Source organism: Thermorudis peleae (assembly GCF_000744775.1).
In the GTDB taxonomy this organism is placed as follows: domain Bacteria; phylum Chloroflexota; class Chloroflexia; order Thermomicrobiales; family Thermomicrobiaceae; genus Thermorudis; species Thermorudis peleae.
The window spans coordinates 1,383,605-1,399,275 of sequence record NZ_JQMP01000003.1 but is presented as its reverse complement, the minus strand read 5'-3'; the positions used below and the strand labels follow the sequence as shown (position 1 = coordinate 1,399,275).

The 15,671-nt window shown below is 58.7% G+C and carries 18 protein-coding genes; 8 read left to right on the top strand and 10 right to left on the bottom strand.

Annotated features, from left to right (window positions below):
- The first annotated feature begins 94 nt into the window (after positions 1-94).
- Positions 95-625 carry an excisionase family DNA-binding protein gene (locus tag N675_RS09420; protein ID WP_038039120.1) on the top strand — a complete coding sequence of 177 codons (531 nt, stop codon included), beginning with the start codon at positions 95-97 and terminating at the stop codon, positions 623-625.
- 30 nt (positions 626-655) lie between these two features.
- On the opposite strand, the gene N675_RS09415 is transcribed toward N675_RS09420, so the two are convergent.
- The 5 genes from N675_RS09415 to tgt form a co-directional block, all read right to left on the bottom strand.
- Positions 656-2,257, bottom strand: coding sequence for a bifunctional ADP-dependent NAD(P)H-hydrate dehydratase/NAD(P)H-hydrate epimerase (locus N675_RS09415; protein WP_038039119.1), 1,602 nt, complete (start codon positions 2,255-2,257; stop codon positions 656-658).
- The gene (acpS, locus tag N675_RS09410; RefSeq protein WP_231577992.1) at positions 2,250-2,687 is read right to left on the bottom strand and encodes a holo-ACP synthase; all 438 of its coding nucleotides are present in this window, start codon (positions 2,685-2,687) and stop codon (positions 2,250-2,252) included. The genes N675_RS09415 and acpS overlap by 8 nt, the downstream gene beginning before the upstream one ends.
- Positions 2,677-3,975, bottom strand: a complete 1,299-nt coding sequence (locus tag N675_RS09405; RefSeq protein WP_038039118.1) for a UDP-glucose dehydrogenase family protein — start codon at positions 3,973-3,975, stop codon at positions 2,677-2,679. Before N675_RS09405 ends, acpS begins: the two co-directional genes overlap by 11 nt.
- A gap of 72 nt (positions 3,976-4,047) precedes the next feature.
- Positions 4,048-4,341: an acylphosphatase gene (locus N675_RS09400; RefSeq protein ID WP_038039117.1), complete on the bottom strand. Its 294-nt coding sequence runs from the start codon at positions 4,339-4,341 to the stop codon at positions 4,048-4,050.
- Complete coding sequence (gene tgt / locus N675_RS09395) at positions 4,334-5,485, bottom strand: tRNA guanosine(34) transglycosylase Tgt (protein ID WP_038039115.1); 1,152 nt, start codon at positions 5,483-5,485, stop codon at positions 4,334-4,336. The genes N675_RS09400 and tgt overlap by 8 nt, the downstream gene beginning before the upstream one ends.
- Positions 5,486-5,564: 79 nt before the next feature.
- Between tgt and N675_RS09390 the strand changes: the two genes are divergently transcribed.
- Positions 5,565-6,197 carry a class I SAM-dependent methyltransferase gene (locus N675_RS09390; RefSeq protein WP_081886983.1) on the top strand — a complete coding sequence of 211 codons (633 nt, stop codon included), beginning with the start codon at positions 5,565-5,567 and terminating at the stop codon, positions 6,195-6,197.
- Positions 6,198-6,205: 8 nt separating this feature from the next.
- On the opposite strand, the gene tatA is transcribed toward N675_RS09390, so the two are convergent.
- Complete coding sequence (tatA, locus tag N675_RS13730) at positions 6,206-6,664, bottom strand: twin-arginine translocase TatA/TatE family subunit (RefSeq protein ID WP_051914524.1); 459 nt, start codon at positions 6,662-6,664, stop codon at positions 6,206-6,208.
- A gap of 74 nt (positions 6,665-6,738) precedes the next feature.
- Here tatA and N675_RS09380 point away from each other — a divergent pair, with 74 nt between their 5' ends.
- Genes N675_RS09380 through meaB form a run of 5 tightly spaced genes read left to right on the top strand, consistent with a single transcriptional unit; the run spans position 6,739 to position 10,550 of the window.
- On the top strand, positions 6,739-7,920 hold the full coding sequence (locus tag N675_RS09380) for a glycosyltransferase family 4 protein (protein ID WP_051914523.1): 1,182 nt from the start codon (positions 6,739-6,741) through the stop codon (positions 7,918-7,920).
- Positions 7,884-8,483 (top strand): aminoacyl-tRNA hydrolase, encoded by a 600-nt coding sequence (gene pth, locus N675_RS09375; protein WP_038039113.1) that lies wholly within the window; start codon positions 7,884-7,886, stop codon positions 8,481-8,483. The genes N675_RS09380 and pth overlap by 37 nt, the downstream gene beginning before the upstream one ends.
- A gap of 60 nt (positions 8,484-8,543) precedes the next feature.
- Complete coding sequence (locus N675_RS09370; RefSeq protein WP_038039111.1) at positions 8,544-9,104, top strand: cob(I)yrinic acid a,c-diamide adenosyltransferase; 561 nt, start codon at positions 8,544-8,546, stop codon at positions 9,102-9,104.
- 41 nt (positions 9,105-9,145) lie between these two features.
- On the top strand, positions 9,146-9,598 hold the full coding sequence (locus N675_RS09365) for a cobalamin B12-binding domain-containing protein (RefSeq protein WP_051914522.1): 453 nt from the start codon (positions 9,146-9,148) through the stop codon (positions 9,596-9,598).
- Positions 9,591-10,550, top strand: a complete 960-nt coding sequence (meaB, locus tag N675_RS09360; protein ID WP_051914521.1) for a methylmalonyl Co-A mutase-associated GTPase MeaB — start codon at positions 9,591-9,593, stop codon at positions 10,548-10,550. Before N675_RS09365 ends, meaB begins: the two co-directional genes overlap by 8 nt.
- Here meaB and N675_RS09355 read toward each other — a convergent pair.
- Together N675_RS09355 and ruvC are read right to left on the bottom strand one after the other, a co-directional pair.
- Complete coding sequence (locus tag N675_RS09355) at positions 10,537-11,349, bottom strand: TlyA family RNA methyltransferase (RefSeq protein WP_038039109.1); 813 nt, start codon at positions 11,347-11,349, stop codon at positions 10,537-10,539. The genes meaB and N675_RS09355 overlap by 14 nt on opposite strands.
- Positions 11,342-11,860 carry a crossover junction endodeoxyribonuclease RuvC gene (gene ruvC, locus N675_RS09350; protein WP_038039723.1) on the bottom strand — a complete coding sequence of 173 codons (519 nt, stop codon included), beginning with the start codon at positions 11,858-11,860 and terminating at the stop codon, positions 11,342-11,344. The genes N675_RS09355 and ruvC overlap by 8 nt, the downstream gene beginning before the upstream one ends.
- 276 nt (positions 11,861-12,136) lie before the next feature.
- Here ruvC and rpoD point away from each other — a divergent pair, with 276 nt between their 5' ends.
- Positions 12,137-13,303, top strand: a complete 1,167-nt coding sequence (gene rpoD, locus N675_RS09345) for an RNA polymerase sigma factor RpoD (RefSeq protein WP_038039108.1) — start codon at positions 12,137-12,139, stop codon at positions 13,301-13,303.
- A 117-nt stretch (positions 13,304-13,420) separates the two neighbouring features.
- Here the strand turns inward: rpoD and fabF are convergent, their stop codons facing one another.
- Both fabF and N675_RS09335 read right to left on the bottom strand, forming a co-directional pair.
- The gene (fabF, locus tag N675_RS09340; RefSeq protein WP_051914520.1) at positions 13,421-14,686 is read right to left on the bottom strand and encodes a beta-ketoacyl-ACP synthase II; all 1,266 of its coding nucleotides are present in this window, start codon (positions 14,684-14,686) and stop codon (positions 13,421-13,423) included.
- Positions 14,661-15,653: a 2-hydroxyacid dehydrogenase gene (locus N675_RS09335; protein WP_038039106.1), complete on the bottom strand. Its 993-nt coding sequence runs from the start codon at positions 15,651-15,653 to the stop codon at positions 14,661-14,663. The genes fabF and N675_RS09335 overlap by 26 nt, the downstream gene beginning before the upstream one ends.
- Between the last annotated feature and the right edge of the window lie 18 nt (positions 15,654-15,671).

Here is a 15,671-nt window from a genome sequence, read left to right as displayed (position 1 = left end):
AGGCGCGAACGAAATCAAGAGATTGACGACTCTCCCATCTGTTCGTAAAATGAGTACGTACAATAACCGTGCGGGATACCGCAGAGGGGGTCAAGTGGAAAACGAGGGACTGGACTACCAGCGCGTTATTGACGAGGCCCTCCAATTACTTTACTCGCAGTACTACCGCCTGATGTCACGATTGTATCCGGCGGCTGCACAGCATCTGACGCTCGAACAACTCCGCGATGGGCCGCTGGGGCAAATTCTGCAGCGCCTGGCTCTCGTGGCCCAAGGGCGGGCACAGGATTCACGGGAACGCATTCTCGACAATATCGAGCTGGTACTCCAAGTGCTTTTCTGGGCTCCAGGAGCACAGGATTACACTGTCCCACGCAGTTTCTGGGAAACAAACCTCGGCCGTTTGCTTTCACAAGCAAAGTTTCGAGCGTACGAGCCGGCCGAACTGCTCAGCATTGGCCGTGCTGCGCAAGAACTCGGCGTTACGCGCCCGACCATTTACCGCTGGATGGACGAGCGCAAGCTCAAGTATGTCCGCGATGAGATGTCGGGCCGGACGTTCGTTGTTCGCGAAGACGTCGAGCAACTGCGTCGGCAGCAAGAACAGCAGGAAGGTGTTGCCTAGGCCCGATCAACGCTTCTCATCGGGTACTGATCACCAGGACGGTTCATACAGGTCGGCAAGCGTCCCCGATAGTTCAGCGACGAGGTCGCTGGCAACGAGGCTGAGTGTTCCATGCCGGCTAATCGCTCGCTGTGCGGCAGCGTTGCCCACCCACACCGCTGCCGCTGCTGCTTTGTCTGGTTCGAGTCCTTGGCAATAGAGTCCTGCGGTAATCCCCGCTAAGACATCGCCCGTTCCTGCCGTGGCAAGCGCTGGCAAGACCTGTGGCGCAAGGAGCAGCCGACCATCAGGGCAGGCAACGGTCGCATGGCCATACTTGAAGAGCACATGCTGCCCAAAGCGCTGTGCGGCCTCGCGCGCGTGCTGCCAGGGATCGCCGAGCAGCGTGGCAGTGTCGGTCTGAAGAAGCCGGGCTAATTCCCCAGGATGTGGCGTCAAGATCAACTGTGCCTGTCGAAGCGATTCCCACCACTGCGGTTGTGTCGAAAGCCAGTTTAGGCCGTCTGCATCGATGACGGTCTGTCCAGTAAACGGTTCGATGGAGGAGCGAGTCGTCGAGGCTGAAACGCCAAAGCCGATGGGTCGAGTAGCGCCGCGAAGTCCGAAGAGATGGGCTAGAAACTCGCCGACCGGTGGCTCCTGTCCCAACCCTGGGCCAACAAGCAGGACACGATACTTTGACAAATCCTGGCGCACGAGGTCAGCCATTCGCGCCCCTGCCCCAACTTCGCCTTCTGGCAAGGGAATATAGGTCACTTCAGGCAATGCTGGTGCGATCGCCGGAATCAGTGAACGCAGCACAGCTAACGTTACAACACCCGCGCCAGCCCGCGCGGCTGCACTCGCTGCCAAGCGCGGCGCACCGTAAAATGTCGGGGCACCACTGACAACTAAAACCGAACCAACGCGCCATTTATGGGTATCAGCCTCGCGGCGTGGAAGCCAGGCGCGGACATCCTCCTCAGTAACGAGCCACGGCCCGGCACCGTCCGCTGGCGGTTCGGGCAGTCCGATCTCCTCCAAGACAAGCTCCCCGGCGTAGCGCAGCGCTGGTGCACGGTACAAGCCAATTTTGGGCAAACCAAGCATAACCGTAACGTCGGCACGGAAGGCGTGTTCGCTGGCCGCCCCGCTCTCTGCATCAACGCCAGAGGGCACGTCAACAGCGACAAGTGGCACACCGCGTGCCTGGCGTGCACGGTAAGCCGACGAAAATGCGGCGGCAACTGGCTCTGGCAGATCCGGCTTTCCACCGATGCCGAATACGGCATCAAGGATGACATCAGCCGTCGCGATCGCAGCATCAAGTTGGTCGTCAGCAACCCAGTGAAACTGTCGCGTTTGCTCGGGTTCGGCAGGAATATCGCCAGGCTCAGTGCGACGCCATCCCCAAACCAGCGCATGCCAGCCATGTTTGACGAGGGTTGCAGCTGCCACGAGCCCATCGCCGCCATTGTTCCCGGGTCCTGCTAGAACGAGGACAGTTCCCGGCGTCGCACGCTTCCATCGAGCGAGGACAACGGAGGCCACCGCCTCACCGGCGCGACGCATCAACGTAGCCAGACTCACACCGGCACGAACAGCCGCAGCTTCAGCTTCACGTATCTCTGCAACAGTGCAGAGCTTACGCATTGTTCTGCTCCCCTTCACTCAGCGCTGCCTGCCGAGTTACAGCAACAACCGCAATGGCGAAAGCACGTGCATGCGTCAGCGAGATCGCAACATGCCGGAGACCAAGCTGCGCCGCTCGCGCGCGGGCTGTGCCGTGGAGAACGACGATGGGCTTTCCCCGGCGGTTACTGAGAATCTCAATATCGCGCCAGCGCACCCCGCGAACGCCCGTACCCAGTGCCTTCATCACGGCTTCTTTGGCTGCGAACCGCGCGGCAAGCTCGGCAATGCGCCCCCGATAGCGTTCACGTTCCTGGGGGGTGTAAATCCGATTGAGAAAACGGTCGCCAAACCGCGTTATGGCACGGTGGATCCGCTCAATCTCAATGGCATCAACGCCAACCTCAACTGGGCCGGTGGCATCAGGGTCCCAAATTGGCTCATACTCCACGCCCCACCCCCACATAGGTAAAGCCAAGGCGCCGTGCTTCAGCCGGATCATAAATATTGCGGCCATCCAACAACACCGGCTGGCGCATTAGTGTTCGAACACGCGCAAGATCGGCTTGCTTAAACTCGTTCCATGGTGTGGCAATGAGCAGTGCGTCGGCATCGATGACCGCCTCATACGCGTCTGAGACGTATGATGCCTCAGGAACGACCGCCGCAGCATGGGGCATCGCTGCCGGGTCATACGCACGCACTTCTGCTCCGCGCTGGAGTAGCATGCGCAAGATATCAATGGCCGGCGATTCCCGGATATCGTCGGTATCTTGTTTGAAGGCAAGCCCCCAAAGCGCAATTCGTTTGCCGTGCAAGTCGCCGAGTAACTCTTGTAGCTTGCGAACAAAGCGGCGGCGCTGGTCCTGGTTAATTTCGAGCACAGCGTGCAACAACTGCGGATGACAGCCAGCTTGTTCAGCCATGGACATGAGTGCACGCACATCCTTTGGGAAGCAGCTACCGCCAAATCCGATGCCCGCTTCGAGGAAGAGTGGGCCGATCCGGGGGTCGTAACCCATTCCCTTTGCAACAACCGTCACGTCAGCGCCAAGTTGCTCACAGATCTGCGCGATCTCATTAATGAAGCTAATTCGGGTAGCCAGAATCGCATTCGAAGCATATTTGATCATCTCTGCACTGCGCCGATCAGTGATGAGGATCGGAGCCTGAAGGACACGGTACAAGTCAGCAACACGTTCCGCTGCCTGGCGATCCTCTGCACCAAGCACAATGCGGCTCGGGTGAAACACGTCGTAGACCGCTGAGCCTTCGCGTAGGAACTCCGGGTTGCTCACTACAGCGAAGGTAGCATCGGCGGGCTTGACTTGCTCAATCAGCGCAGTCACGAGATCGCCAGATCCAATTGGCATTGTGCTTTTGTTGACGACAATCGTGTGGCCTCGCAGGTTTTGGCCAATTGACAGCGCAGCAGCACGAACAGCCCGCATATCGGCATCGCCATCAAGCGTTGACGGTGTGCCGACGCAGATGAAGACGAACTCGGCTTCTGGCACGGCCTCCTCATAGCGCGTGGTAAAGCGCAAGCGGCCGGTCTCGCGATTCCGTCGAATCAGTTCATCGAGGCCGGGCTCGTAGATTGGGATACCGCCACGTTGCAACCGAGCGACTTTATCCGCATCGATATCAACACCGACGACCTGATTGCCAAGATCTGCGAAGGCTGCTCCGTAGACCAGGCCAACATAGCCAAGACCAATAATCGCGATTGATGCCATTGTCCCCCATCTCCCAGCCCATGCCGCGGCAGGTGGCAGCACCATACCGCTGCCTATCCTACACGCCACAGCCTAGGTTCGCCGGATTTCAAATGCTCGCTGGGCGCCTGTCGCCTCGCCCCAGGTGCATTCAACGCGCTCAACCCATGCGCCCGGAGGCCCACTGTGCAGGGCATGACGGAGTTGCTCAAGTGCGCTGCGTGGTCCTTCAGCATAGACTTCAACCGAGCGGCCGTCTGGCCGATTCCGTACCCACCCTACGAGCCCAAGCTCTCGCGCACGGTCCTGGACGAAGAAGCGGAAGCCAACCCCCTGCACACGGCCGAAGACGAGACAGTGTAAAGAAGCCTGCTCGTGCTCAGCCATGGCGCTCCTCCCTCCCAGCTCCATCTCGATACGCGTCGAGGAATGCTCGTCTTGCCGTCTGAAAACAGCCTCGCTGGATCGATGTCCGAATTTCCTGCATGATGCGTTGCATGAAGCGCAAGTTATGGATTGACGCCAGCCGGAGACCAAGCAACTCCCGAGCACGAAAGAGATGATGGAGGTATGCCGCGCTGAAGTGCTGACAGGTGACGCAGTCACAGGTGGGATCGACGGGGTCAAACTGGAAACGGAAGCGCGCGCTGGTGATATCAATGCGGCCCTGACGCGTAAACAGCGAGCCATGACGAGCAAGGCGCGTTGGGTGAACGCAATCGAAGAGGTCAATACCGAGCGCGACAGCATTCCAAAGATCTTCCGGATCACCAACTCCCATCAGGTATCGTGGTCGATCGTGCGGCAGCGACGGTGCTAACGCTTCGAGGAGTTCGAACATGAGTGGTTTCGGCTCGCCAACACTCAGCCCGCCAACGGCGATCCCATCAACTGGTAGGCTTGCGACAAATGCGAGGCTTTCGTGACGTAGTTGGATGTCGAAGCCACCTTGGGCAATGCCGAAAAGCAAAGGACGCTGGAGCACAGCCTGCTCACACGTCCGTTCGTGGAAGTAATGCACTGCGCGTTGCAACCAGCGGTGTGTGCGTTCCATGGCCTCACGTTGCCGTTGGCTTTCGGTGTAACCGACAACGTCGTCGAGCGGCATCAGGATGTCACTCCCAAAGCGCAGTTGAAGCTCAACAGCGAATTCAGGCGTTAATTCGTGCATACTGCCATCGATATGAGAGCGAAATGTGACGCCTGCTTCGGTAATGCGCCGCAGCGGAGCGAGGCTGTAGACTTGAAAGCCACCTGAATCGGTGAGGAAAACGCCCTGCCAGCCAGTGAAACGGTGGAGCCCACCAGCTGCTTCGATCACCTCGACGCCCGGACGGAGCATGAGATGATAGGTGTTGGCCAAAACAATCTCGGCCCCTGTTTGTCGCACTTCATCAGGAGTCAGCGATTTGACCGTTGCCTGGGTGCCAACTGGCATGAACGTGGGTGTTTGCACAGCGCCACGACGGGTCAGCAGCTGACCCGTCCGCGCATAGCTTTGTGGATCGACACTCGTCACGAGAAAATGCACGGCTCCACAATCCTCCACAGTGCTCTCCCAGATTGGCCGCGTACTGGAACGGCAGCACGATACACTCACTGTGGCAATCATGGCATATCAATGGCTCTATCGCGGTCTTGAATGGCTCTACTCGCGCGGCGCACGGTTGTACGATCCGCTGGTCTGGCTGCTCTTCGGTTCAGCCTGGCGTGAATGGCAGACGTGTGCCCTTGACGACATTGCTGGCGAGTGTGTCCTTGAGCTTGGTTGTGGAACAGGAGCCCTCTCCGCGCTCCTGCAGCCGCGAGCACGCCTGGTTATCGGCATTGATCGCTCGCGGGCAATGCTCCGTCAAGCTAAAAAGAAGCATACGATGGTCGTTTATCTCTGTGCAGACGCGCGTGCGCTTCCCCTCCGCAGTGGAACATGCAGTGCAATCTTCTGTACCTTCCCTTCGGGATATATCCTTGACCCCGAAACTGCGAACGAGATTGCCCGTGTCTTATCCCCAGGAGGCAACATCGTTGTCGTTGTCGCCGCAAAGCTTACGAGCTGGCACCCTCGATACTGGCCAATACGACTCCTGCAGCGCGTGCTTCAGGCTTCGCCAGCGACGCTCCTTCACATGCCAGCGCTTCTCAATCATCCCATGCTCCAGGGAGCATGGCAGCACCGCACGACACCAACAGGGATCGTGTACGTGTGGATTGGCACACGCATTCCCGATCATGTTCTCGGCTAAATATGCCATTACCCTTCGTGATCGCGCGGGGCGACTAAGCGGTCGAGAACGGCAAGATCAGCGAGGGGATCCTGCTTCGTCGGCTCAGGCGGCAGTTCTGCAGGCGCAGCAGGTAGCGCCGCAATACCACTCTCCGGAGCAGTTGTGGTTACTGTGCCGTCCGTTGCGGTGTGTGCTGGTGAGAAGCCAGTCACAGTACTGGTCACTGCAGTCACCGGTTCAGTTAAGACTGCGCGCGCTGACTGCCCGACATCCAATACCGTATCCTTCACTTCGGCCGCGCTGGCCTGAAGTTCTTGCAGGCTTGACTGAAAGTCAGCCGTTAGCTCCTGGGTGGCAGCGCGGAAGTCGCGAACAGCCCGGCCGATTGCCGCGGCAATTTCTGGCATTTTTTCTGGGCCAAAGAGGATGAGTGCAACGATGAGAATGAGGACCAGTTCTGGAATTCCTATCCCAAAAATATTCATCGCCAAACTCCATACCGGACGCACAGCGTTTCGCCTTGCTAGTATAGCCTACCCTCCGCGGTGAGCGTAGGACGATGATGCACTGGCTTCGTCACGACACGAACCGCCCCATTTTCCTTGACGCCCGACTGCTCGCGTACCGTCCTGGCGGTATTCAACGTTATGTCGAGCAATTAGCTGCTGCGCTCGCGCGGGTTGCCCCATCGTTGCCACTGCGCCTCATCCAAAATCGGCCGGTGGCAAATCTTCCGTGGCCAACGGTTCGCGTACTGACGCCGCCGCACCACCGCTTTGAACGACGGACCCTTGCGCTTGAGTTATCACTGCGGCGTCCTGCGCTCGTCCATAGCGTCGACTTTATTCCGCCCGCACTTCCCTCATGCATCAGCAGCGTTGTCACCGTGCACGATCTCGCTTTTCTTGACCACCCGTCGCTGCTTGATGCAAATGCCCGACGTTACTATGGGCAGTTTTTGGCTGCACTGCCCCGCGCCGATGCCATCATTGCCGTCTCGCAGACAACGGCCGAGCGACTCCGCCAGCTCTTTCCGACCTTACGCGCTCGCATCGCCGTAACCTATCTCGGTGTTTCGCCAGTTCAACCCCTTTCGCCAGCGCGTGCCTGGGAGTACCTTGCCGAACAGCTTGGGCGCATGACTGTCCAGCGCCTTCGGGAGCGGCAGTGGGTCCTCGCCGTAGGCACAATCGAACCGCGCAAGCGGTATCAGCTCCTCTGTCACGCTGTTGCCCAGCTTTGGCAAGAAGACCCAGCTGCTGCGCCCTACCTGGTGATCATCGGCCAATTGGGATGGCAGGCCGATAAGGAACTTGCTGCCATCCATGAAGGTATGCGGCAAGGGTGGCTCTACTGGATCACCGACGCTGATGATCGACTGCGCGACGCATGCTTTACGTTAGCAACGGTGTTGGCTATCCCGTCACTCGATGAGGGATTCTCGTTGCCAGCGCTCGAAGCGATGGCGGCTGGCCTTCCAGTCGTTGCAGCTGCCCGCGGGGCGTTGCCAGAAATCCTTGACAATGCTGGCATCCTCATACCGGCAGACGACCCCGCAAGCTGGGCCAAGGCGTTGCGGGACGTGTTGCACAATGAGGCAGTACAAAATCGACTTCGTGTTCTTGGGAAAGCACGTGCACAACAGTTTTCCTGGGATGAGACGGCAAAGCAAACTGTGGCGGTGTATAAGGAGGTACTTCGAGCATGCCAGACACGCCAACGTGGGCCATCGTTGGCCTAGGAAATCCCGGCCCTGAATATGCAGCAACGCGCCATAACATCGGCTTTCAGGTTGTCGACGCGCTGGCAACGCTCTATCAGGCTCCGCTATGGGATATTCGATTCGAGGCAGCAATCACGTCGGTGACGGACCAAGACGGTGGACGCATCGTACTAGCGAAACCGCTGACGTACATGAACGCAAGCGGAAGAGCAGTTCAGCAACTGCTTCGCTGGTACCGCCTGCCACTTGAGCGGCTTCTCGTCATCCATGATGACCTCGATCTTCCTTTCGGCACGCTCCGTCTACGGCATAATGGCTCAAGTGGTGGTCATCATGGTGTCGAATCCATCATACAAGCCGTTGGCGCTGGATTCGACCGTTTGCGCATCGGGATCGGTCGTCCGCCGCGGCATGATGCGACACGCTATGTGCTCGAGGCTTTTACGGCTGACGAGAGAGCAGTACTTCCCAGTATCATCGAGCAAGCTGCCGCCGCAGCACAATGCTGGCGGCGCGAAGGACTGACGGCAGCGATGAACCGGTTCAATCGTGCGGTTGTTGCCACCCAAGGACGTCACTGAGCGTAATTCGTCCTTGCAATAGAATACGGTTGCTGGTATGAGGGTAGAGGAGCGAGGCAGATGAGCGAAGCACAAGCGAATGGACAGCAGGCTGAGGAGCGTGGGTATCTGCTCCTGCTTGTCGGCGATGAGCGCCGGACATCAGATGCAGCGCTTGGGATTGCCCTCCGTGGTGCCGGGCATAACTTGCGCGTCCATATCATCGAGTTTCTAAAAACTGGACGGGAGCGCGGAGAAGTTGCCGCCGTCTCCTTCCTCACCGGTGTCACGCTCTCACAATACGGCCTGGTTGGAGTTGGTACCCGGCTTGAGGACGTGCCGAAGCCAGGTATCTCGCCAGAACGCCTCGAATTTGCACTTCGCGAAGCGCGCCAGCACGTTCTGCAGCGAGTTACAAACATCTTGATTCTTGACGGCCTGCTGACACTTGTCGCGGAGGGGGCGGTAAGCGATGAAGCTATCCTCGACCTCGTTCGGCATGCTGCTCCATGGACAGATATTGTGCTGACTGGCCGGGCGGCAACGCCGGCGCTCGAAGAAGCAGCTGATACTGTCACCGTCATGCAGACGATCAAAACGCGTGAAGGCGAAGGGGTCCTCCGCCGCGGTATCCATTACTAAGTGTTCTTTCTTGGCTGCACCGTTGTGTGGGAGCAGAATCCATGACGAGCACGCCTTCGTCTTCAGCCGCACGCTCTTCACCAACCCGCCCGATTCGGGTGCTGATCGCCAAACCCGGGTTGGATGGCCATGATCGTGGCGCCAAAGTGCTCGCGCGAGCGCTCCGTGATGCAGGAATGGAAGTCATTTATACCGGCCTCTTCCAAACCCCTGAGATGATTGCGCGCGCAGCGGTTGATGAAGATGTTGACGTCGTTGGACTGAGCATCCTCTCAGGCGCCCACAATCAGATCTTCCCGGAAATCATGCGGGCGCTTCGCGAAGCCGGTGCAACTGATGTGCTCGTCATTGCGGGTGGGATTATCCCGAGCGAGGATATTCCTTTCCTGCAGTCGCTTGGCGTTGCAGCAGTTTTTGGTCCAGGCACTCCGCTGACAGAAATTATCCGGTTTATCGAGGAACACGTGCCACGCGAGGAGCGACTGCATGAGTGACGATCTGCTTGCGCGGCTTCGTGCGGGCGATCGCCGAGCACTCGCGCGCGCCCTCACGCTCGTCGAAAACCGGGCAGCTGAGGGTGAAGCGCTTGAGGCTGCCCTGTGGCATACATGCGGACATGCCTATCTCGTCGGTATTACTGGCCCTCCCGGAGCTGGCAAAAGCACACTGATTGCTGCCTTGGCCGAATTTCTGCGCTCACAGGGGGCAACGGTAGCCGTGCTCGCCGTTGACCCGACGAGTCCACGGAGTGGCGGTGCGCTCCTCGGCGATCGCATCCGTATGCTTGAGCAGAGTATTGACGAAGGTCTGTTCATCCGAAGCGTTGCAAGCCGTGGTCGCGCGCGAGGGCTTGCTCCGGCCTTAATGGGTATGGCCCTTCTTCTCGACGCTTTCGGCTTTGATGTGATCTTCATTGAAACGGTTGGCGCCGGGCAGGACGACAGCGCGATCGCAGAAATGGTTGATATCACGCTACTCGTTCTTGTTCCCGGCTTGGGTGATAGTGTGCAACTGCTGAAGGCAGGGGTATTGGAGATCGCTCAGGGATATGTCGTTAACAAGACGGACACCCCCGGCGCACCGGCGCTCGCCCGCGAACTCCGCGCAGCACAACGACTCGCCACTCCCCATGCACCGGAACGACCAGTCTTTCTGACAACAGCAACGACCGGCGAGGGAATCGCAGAACTTGGGCGCTTCCTGCTCGACAACCGACAGGCGCTGCTCGCAACCGACCTGAAACAACGACGCCAGCAGCGTCTGCTCGCGGAAGCACAGTACCGGGCAACTGAGGCATTTGCCAAGGCGTTGCAGCACGCTCTCACAGAGCTACCAACGGAGTTCCTCGCGCGCTCCCCACGTGAGATCGCAGCATTCCTCACGCAACGCGCTGCGACGTTTCTCCAGGGTGCAGACGCGCCTGAACCAGACACTACGAGTTCGTAGACGCAGTCAGCACAGCAGCAATCAGTGGCTCGATTGGTTGCGCACCGACGGGCTGACCTTCCCAGCGGAACCAGGCGAGAAACTCGACGTTGCCATCTGCGCCAGTAATCGGAGAGCGCGTCAGCCCCTGAAGCGCAAAGCCAAGTGCAGCAGCAGCATGCAGCACTTGCTCGAGTACTTCGCGGTGTACCGCCGGATCACGAACAATCCCACCCTTCCCCACTTTACCTCGACCGGCCTCAAACTGTGGTTTCACCAGTGCGACAACCTGCCCGGCTGGTCGCAAGACGCGGCCAGCTGCAGGCAATACCAGCCGTAGCGAAATAAATGACACGTCGATCGTCACGAGGTCAATCGGTTCAGGGAGAGAGGACAGGTACCGGACATTCGTCCGCTCCATCACAATTACACGTGGATCGTGACGCAGCCGATAGTGCAGCTGGCCGTAGCCGACGTCGAGGGCGTACACACGGGCAGCACCGCGCTGTAACAGGGCATCAGTGAAACCGCCAGTCGAGGCCCCGAAATCAGCGCAGACCAGGCCACGAACATCGATGTGGAAGACGGTTAAGGCATAATCGAGCTTCTCACCACCACGGCTAACAAACCGCGGCGGCTCGAGAACAGTCAACTCGGCCTCGGGTCGTAAGAGCGTCCCAGGCTTATCGATCACCTCCTGGCCGAGTCGCACACGGCCAGCGAGAATCAAGCTGCGGGCTTGACTGCGCGTCTCGGCTAATCCACGCTGGACGAGGAGTTCATCGGCTCGAATACGTGGTGACCGCTGTCGCTCAGACATCGTTCCGTACACGCGCTGTAAAGCGGGCATGCTGAAGGTGGCATAACGCGATAGCCAGGGCATCAGCCGCATCATCCGGGCGCGGGATATCAGGAAGGCCAAGGAGAATTCGCGTCATTTCTTGCATCTGGCGCTTTTCAGCACGACCGTAACCGACAATGGCTTGCTTGATTTCAGCTGGCTTGTATTCGAAGACCGGAACCTGATGTTGGGCACTCACTAACAGGGCAATACCACGGGCTTGCCCAACAGCGAGCGCCGTCGTGACGTTACGGGCAAAGAAAAGCTGCTCGAGTGCGAGGGCCTGAGGTCGATACTGCGTGAACAGCATGTCAAGTTCCTGATAGAGAGTAAGCAGTCGTTGTTCCATCGGCTGGTGTGGCGCTGTCTCGACCACGCCATAGGCCAGTGCCGCAAGGCGTTCACCATCCTGGATGATGCCATACCCTAAGCGGGCTGTTCCCGGGTCAATCCCGATGACGATCGGCAACACGACACGCGTCGAGTTCATTTCAAAACAATGCCGTTTCCGTACTGCCACAACCGTAGCATGGCCGATCATACCCTTCCACTTGCAAGCGTAGCAGCTTCGGGTTATACTTTCATAATAGTGGAGAGCTTCCGAGCGTATGGATGTATGGTGCGGCTTGGCACGAAATATGATGATGTGGCAACACACTCTACCATGATACTATGACATGCTGCCCTGCGCGCTTGCGCAGGGCGCATTTGTATGGGCGAGGCAACGTGCGTTTGGGCAAGGGGTGTGCGGAAAAGGGGAGTAACGATGGATTCAGCGGAGTCCAGCCTGATCCGGCGCGGTAAGGATCGCGGCTATATCAGCCCCGATGAAATTCTGTCGGTCTTCCCACATGCTGAAGACGATGTTGCCGCTGTTGACGAGTTCTACCTCACCCTTGAAGAACAAGGAATCGAAGTCGCCGAGGATGATTTCATTGACCGAGCCCCGGCGACAACGACGGGACATCCCACATTCCTTGGGCGGCGCATCTCCAGCACGCGAACCGAACAGGATGACGCAATCAGCGTCAGCGATACCGTTCGCCTCTACCTTCAAGAAATCGGCGAAACCGCACTCCTCACCGCCGAGGAAGAGGTTTGGCTTGCCAAGCGGATGGAGCGGGGCAAGGTTGCTGAAGCACGCCTCGCCCGCGGCGACTATGCCACCGAAGAGGAACGCCAAGCCCTGCTCGCCGATAAGGAAGACGGTGAACAAGCGCGCGCACACCTCATCCAAGCGAATCTGCGCCTTGTGGTGAGTGTGGCGAAGAAATACGTCGGCCGTGGATTGTCGTTCCTCGACCTGATTCAAGAAGGCAACATCGGCTTGATGAAGGCAACAGACAAATTTGACTATAAGCGCGGCTATAAGTTCTCAACATACGCCACCTGGTGGATCCGGCAAGCGATTACGCGCGCGATTGCCGACCAGAGCCGTACAATCCGCCTTCCTGTGCATGTTGGTGAAACGCTGAACCGCGTCAAGAAGATGTCGCACCGCTTGCAACAGATTCTCGAGCGCGAGCCAACCCAACTCGAAGTGGCCCGCGCCCTCGATATGCCCGAAGAGAAGATTCGCCAAGTTCTCGAAGCAGCCCGACTGCCGATTTCGCTCGAAGCGCCGATCGGACAAGACGGTGATGCCTTCCTTGGCGACTTCATCGAAGACGAGTCCATGCCCAGTCCACTCGAACTCGCGTCCCAACAGTTACTCCGCCGGCAAATCGAAGAGGCATTGAGTCGCCTCTCAGAGCGAGAGCGCCGAATCATCGCCCTTCGTTTTGGTCTTGAGGACGGTCAATTTCGCACTCTTGAGGAAGTTGGCCGCGAATTTGGGATCACGCGCGAGCGGATTCGGCAAATCGAGGCCAAGGCTCTTCGCAAGCTGCGGCACCCGAGCTATAGTCGGGCATTACGCGGCTATCTCGAATAGAGACACGCTACACGACGGCAGCCCAGGACAAGCACTCGTGAAATCCTGGGCTGCCGTCGTGCTGTTTACCCTTTCCTGCGTTTACGCCAGGTTAGTGGAGCAAAATGCGACAACGCATCAGCCGTCGTAGCGGCTCAACACAAGTGCAGCGTTATGCCCCCCAAAGCCGAAGGCGTTGTTAAGCACGTGGCGTAAGGTCGCCGGCCGAGGGCCTTCGGTCACATAGTCAAGATCACACTGCGGATCAGGGACACGCCAGTGCCAGGTCGGTGGAATCACTTGATGGTGTAAGGCGAGGACGCAGAACGCAGCTTCAAGCGCACCAGCAGCGCCAAGAAGATGGCCAGTCAACGCCTTGGTTGAGCTCACCGGCGGCGTGCGATCGCCAAACACCCGCTTAATTGCGAGGGTCTCAGCGGCATCATTGAGCGGTGTACTCGTGCCGTGGGCATTGACATAGTCAATATCAGAAGGTGCAAGCCGGGCACTGGCAAGAGCGCGTTGCATTGCCCGCACAGCCCCGGCACCATCCGCACATGGCTGGACGATATGGTAGGCATCTGCCGTCGCTCCGTAGCCTGTGACCTCCGCGAGGATCGGTGCACCGCGCGAAAGCGCATGATCGAGTCGCTCCAAGACGAAGACTGCTGCGCCTTCGGCAATGACAAACCCATCGCGTGTTGCATCGAATGGCCGACTTGCCGTCTGCGGCTCATCATTTCGCGTTGATAATGCCTGCAGCGCTGCAAAGCCAGCAATAACAGAACGGGTCAATGGTGCCTCAGTTCCACCGGCGAGCATCACGAGAGCGTCACCACGACGAATCGCTTCGGCCGCCTCACCAATAGCGTGCGCCCCACTCGCGCATGCAGAGAGTGTTGCAAAGTTCAGGCCCGTTGCTCCGGCTACAATCGAGACATACCCAGCGGCCATATCAGGCAGGAACATCGGAATCAAAAACGGGCTAACGCGGCGCGGACCACGCTCGATGAGCGTCACCACTTCCCGCTCAAACGTCTCTACGCCGCCAAGCGCGCTTCCAAGAATCACGCCAGTCTGTTCGGCTACTGACGAAGGCAGGGGAGAAAGACCGGCTTGTTCAAGCGCTTGCCGCGCAGCAGCGACGGCGAATTGAATGAAGCGATCGGTCCGCCGTGCCTCTTTCGGCTCAAGCCAACAGAAAGGATCAAAATCCCGCACTTCCCCAGCGATTTGACTTGGCAAGCCCTCAGCTGGCACACGGGTCAGCGGGCCGATGCCGCTTCGTCCCGTGCAGAGCGCATCCCAGACAGCGTCGAGCGTCTGCCCAATTGGCGAGATGACGCCGATTCCCGTAATGACAACGCGAAAGTCCGGGCTAGTGGTGCTGTTGGAGCTGACCACGGACGTCCTCCCAGTTCACTGCGCGCGGCGGCTTCTCGCCACGAAGCACGGCGAGAATATTTTGCGCAGCGAGTTCTGCCATACGGGCCCGTGTCACTTCGCTCGCACTTGCAATGTGCGGCGTAACGAGGACGTTCGGGCACTGCAACAGCGGATGGTTCGGCGGCAGTGGCTCGGGATCCGTCACGTCGAGAGCAGCTCCCCAAATTTGACGTTCTTGCAGTGCTCGGACAAGCGCGTTGGTATCAACGATGGGGCCACGAGCAGTATTGATCAACACTGCCGTAGGCTTCATCATGCTTAGCTCGGGAGCGCTAATCAAATGGCGCGTCTCCGGCGTTAATGGCACGTGAAGACTGACAAAATCACTCTGCTGTAGCAGTATGTCAAGCGAAACATATTGCGCGCCCGTCTCATGCTCTGCTGCCGGTTGCGGATCGCGGTCGGTATAGAGGACCGTCATGTTGAAACCGCGCGCCCGCCGGGCAACCGCTTGCCCGATCCGGCCAAAGCCGACGATTCCAAGCGTGGCACCGGAGACATCGTGACCAAGGAACCCAAGTGGCTCCCACGTGCGCCACTCTCCCCGCAACACTGCTTCGGTAGCCGGCTTGAGTTGCCGGGCAACGGCCAGCATCAACGCGAAGGCAAAATCAGCCGTTGTGTCGGTCAGGACATCGGGGGTGGTACAGACAACAACACCACGCTCGGTGCAGGCAGCAACATCGATATTGTCATAGCCGACAGCCATGTTGCTGATAACGCGTACCGTTGGAAGCGCATCTAAGAGTGCCCCGTCGATGTGCTCAGTGAGGAGCGTTAACAGCGCGTCGACACCCTGGGCAAATGCGATGAGCTGCTCACGCGTTGGAGGAAACGACTCCGGCCAAATATAGACGTCGGCACCAGCATCGATTAACGTACGGATCCCAACCTCGGGAATTCTTCGCGTTACTGCGACGCGCATTGCCACTCCTTTCCTCTG

Coding starts and splice junctions, on each gene's coding strand:
- rpoD (WP_038039108.1), top strand. CDS start 12,137: ATGGATTCAGCGGAGTCCAGCCTGATCCGGCGCGGTAAGGATCGCGGC.
- N675_RS09380 (WP_051914523.1), top strand. CDS start 6,739: ATGATGCACTGGCTTCGTCACGACACGAACCGCCCCATTTTCCTTGAC.
- N675_RS09355 (WP_038039109.1), bottom strand. CDS start 11,349: ATGTCTGAGCGACAGCGGTCACCACGTATTCGAGCCGATGAACTCCTC.
- N675_RS09390 (WP_081886983.1), top strand. CDS start 5,565: ATGGCATATCAATGGCTCTATCGCGGTCTTGAATGGCTCTACTCGCGC.
- N675_RS09370 (WP_038039111.1), top strand. CDS start 8,544: ATGAGCGAAGCACAAGCGAATGGACAGCAGGCTGAGGAGCGTGGGTAT.
- ruvC (WP_038039723.1), bottom strand. CDS start 11,860: ATGAACTCGACGCGTGTCGTGTTGCCGATCGTCATCGGGATTGACCCG.
- N675_RS09335 (WP_038039106.1), bottom strand. CDS start 15,653: ATGCGCGTCGCAGTAACGCGAAGAATTCCCGAGGTTGGGATCCGTACG.
- N675_RS09365 (WP_051914522.1), top strand. CDS start 9,146: ATGACGAGCACGCCTTCGTCTTCAGCCGCACGCTCTTCACCAACCCGC.
- N675_RS09400 (WP_038039117.1), bottom strand. CDS start 4,341: ATGGCTGAGCACGAGCAGGCTTCTTTACACTGTCTCGTCTTCGGCCGT.
- N675_RS09415 (WP_038039119.1), bottom strand. CDS start 2,257: ATGCGTAAGCTCTGCACTGTTGCAGAGATACGTGAAGCTGAAGCTGCG.
- tatA (WP_051914524.1), bottom strand. CDS start 6,664: ATGAATATTTTTGGGATAGGAATTCCAGAACTGGTCCTCATTCTCATC.
- meaB (WP_051914521.1), top strand. CDS start 9,591: ATGAGTGACGATCTGCTTGCGCGGCTTCGTGCGGGCGATCGCCGAGCA.
- pth (WP_038039113.1), top strand. CDS start 7,884: ATGCCAGACACGCCAACGTGGGCCATCGTTGGCCTAGGAAATCCCGGC.
- N675_RS09405 (WP_038039118.1), bottom strand. CDS start 3,975: ATGGCATCAATCGCGATTATTGGTCTTGGCTATGTTGGCCTGGTCTAC.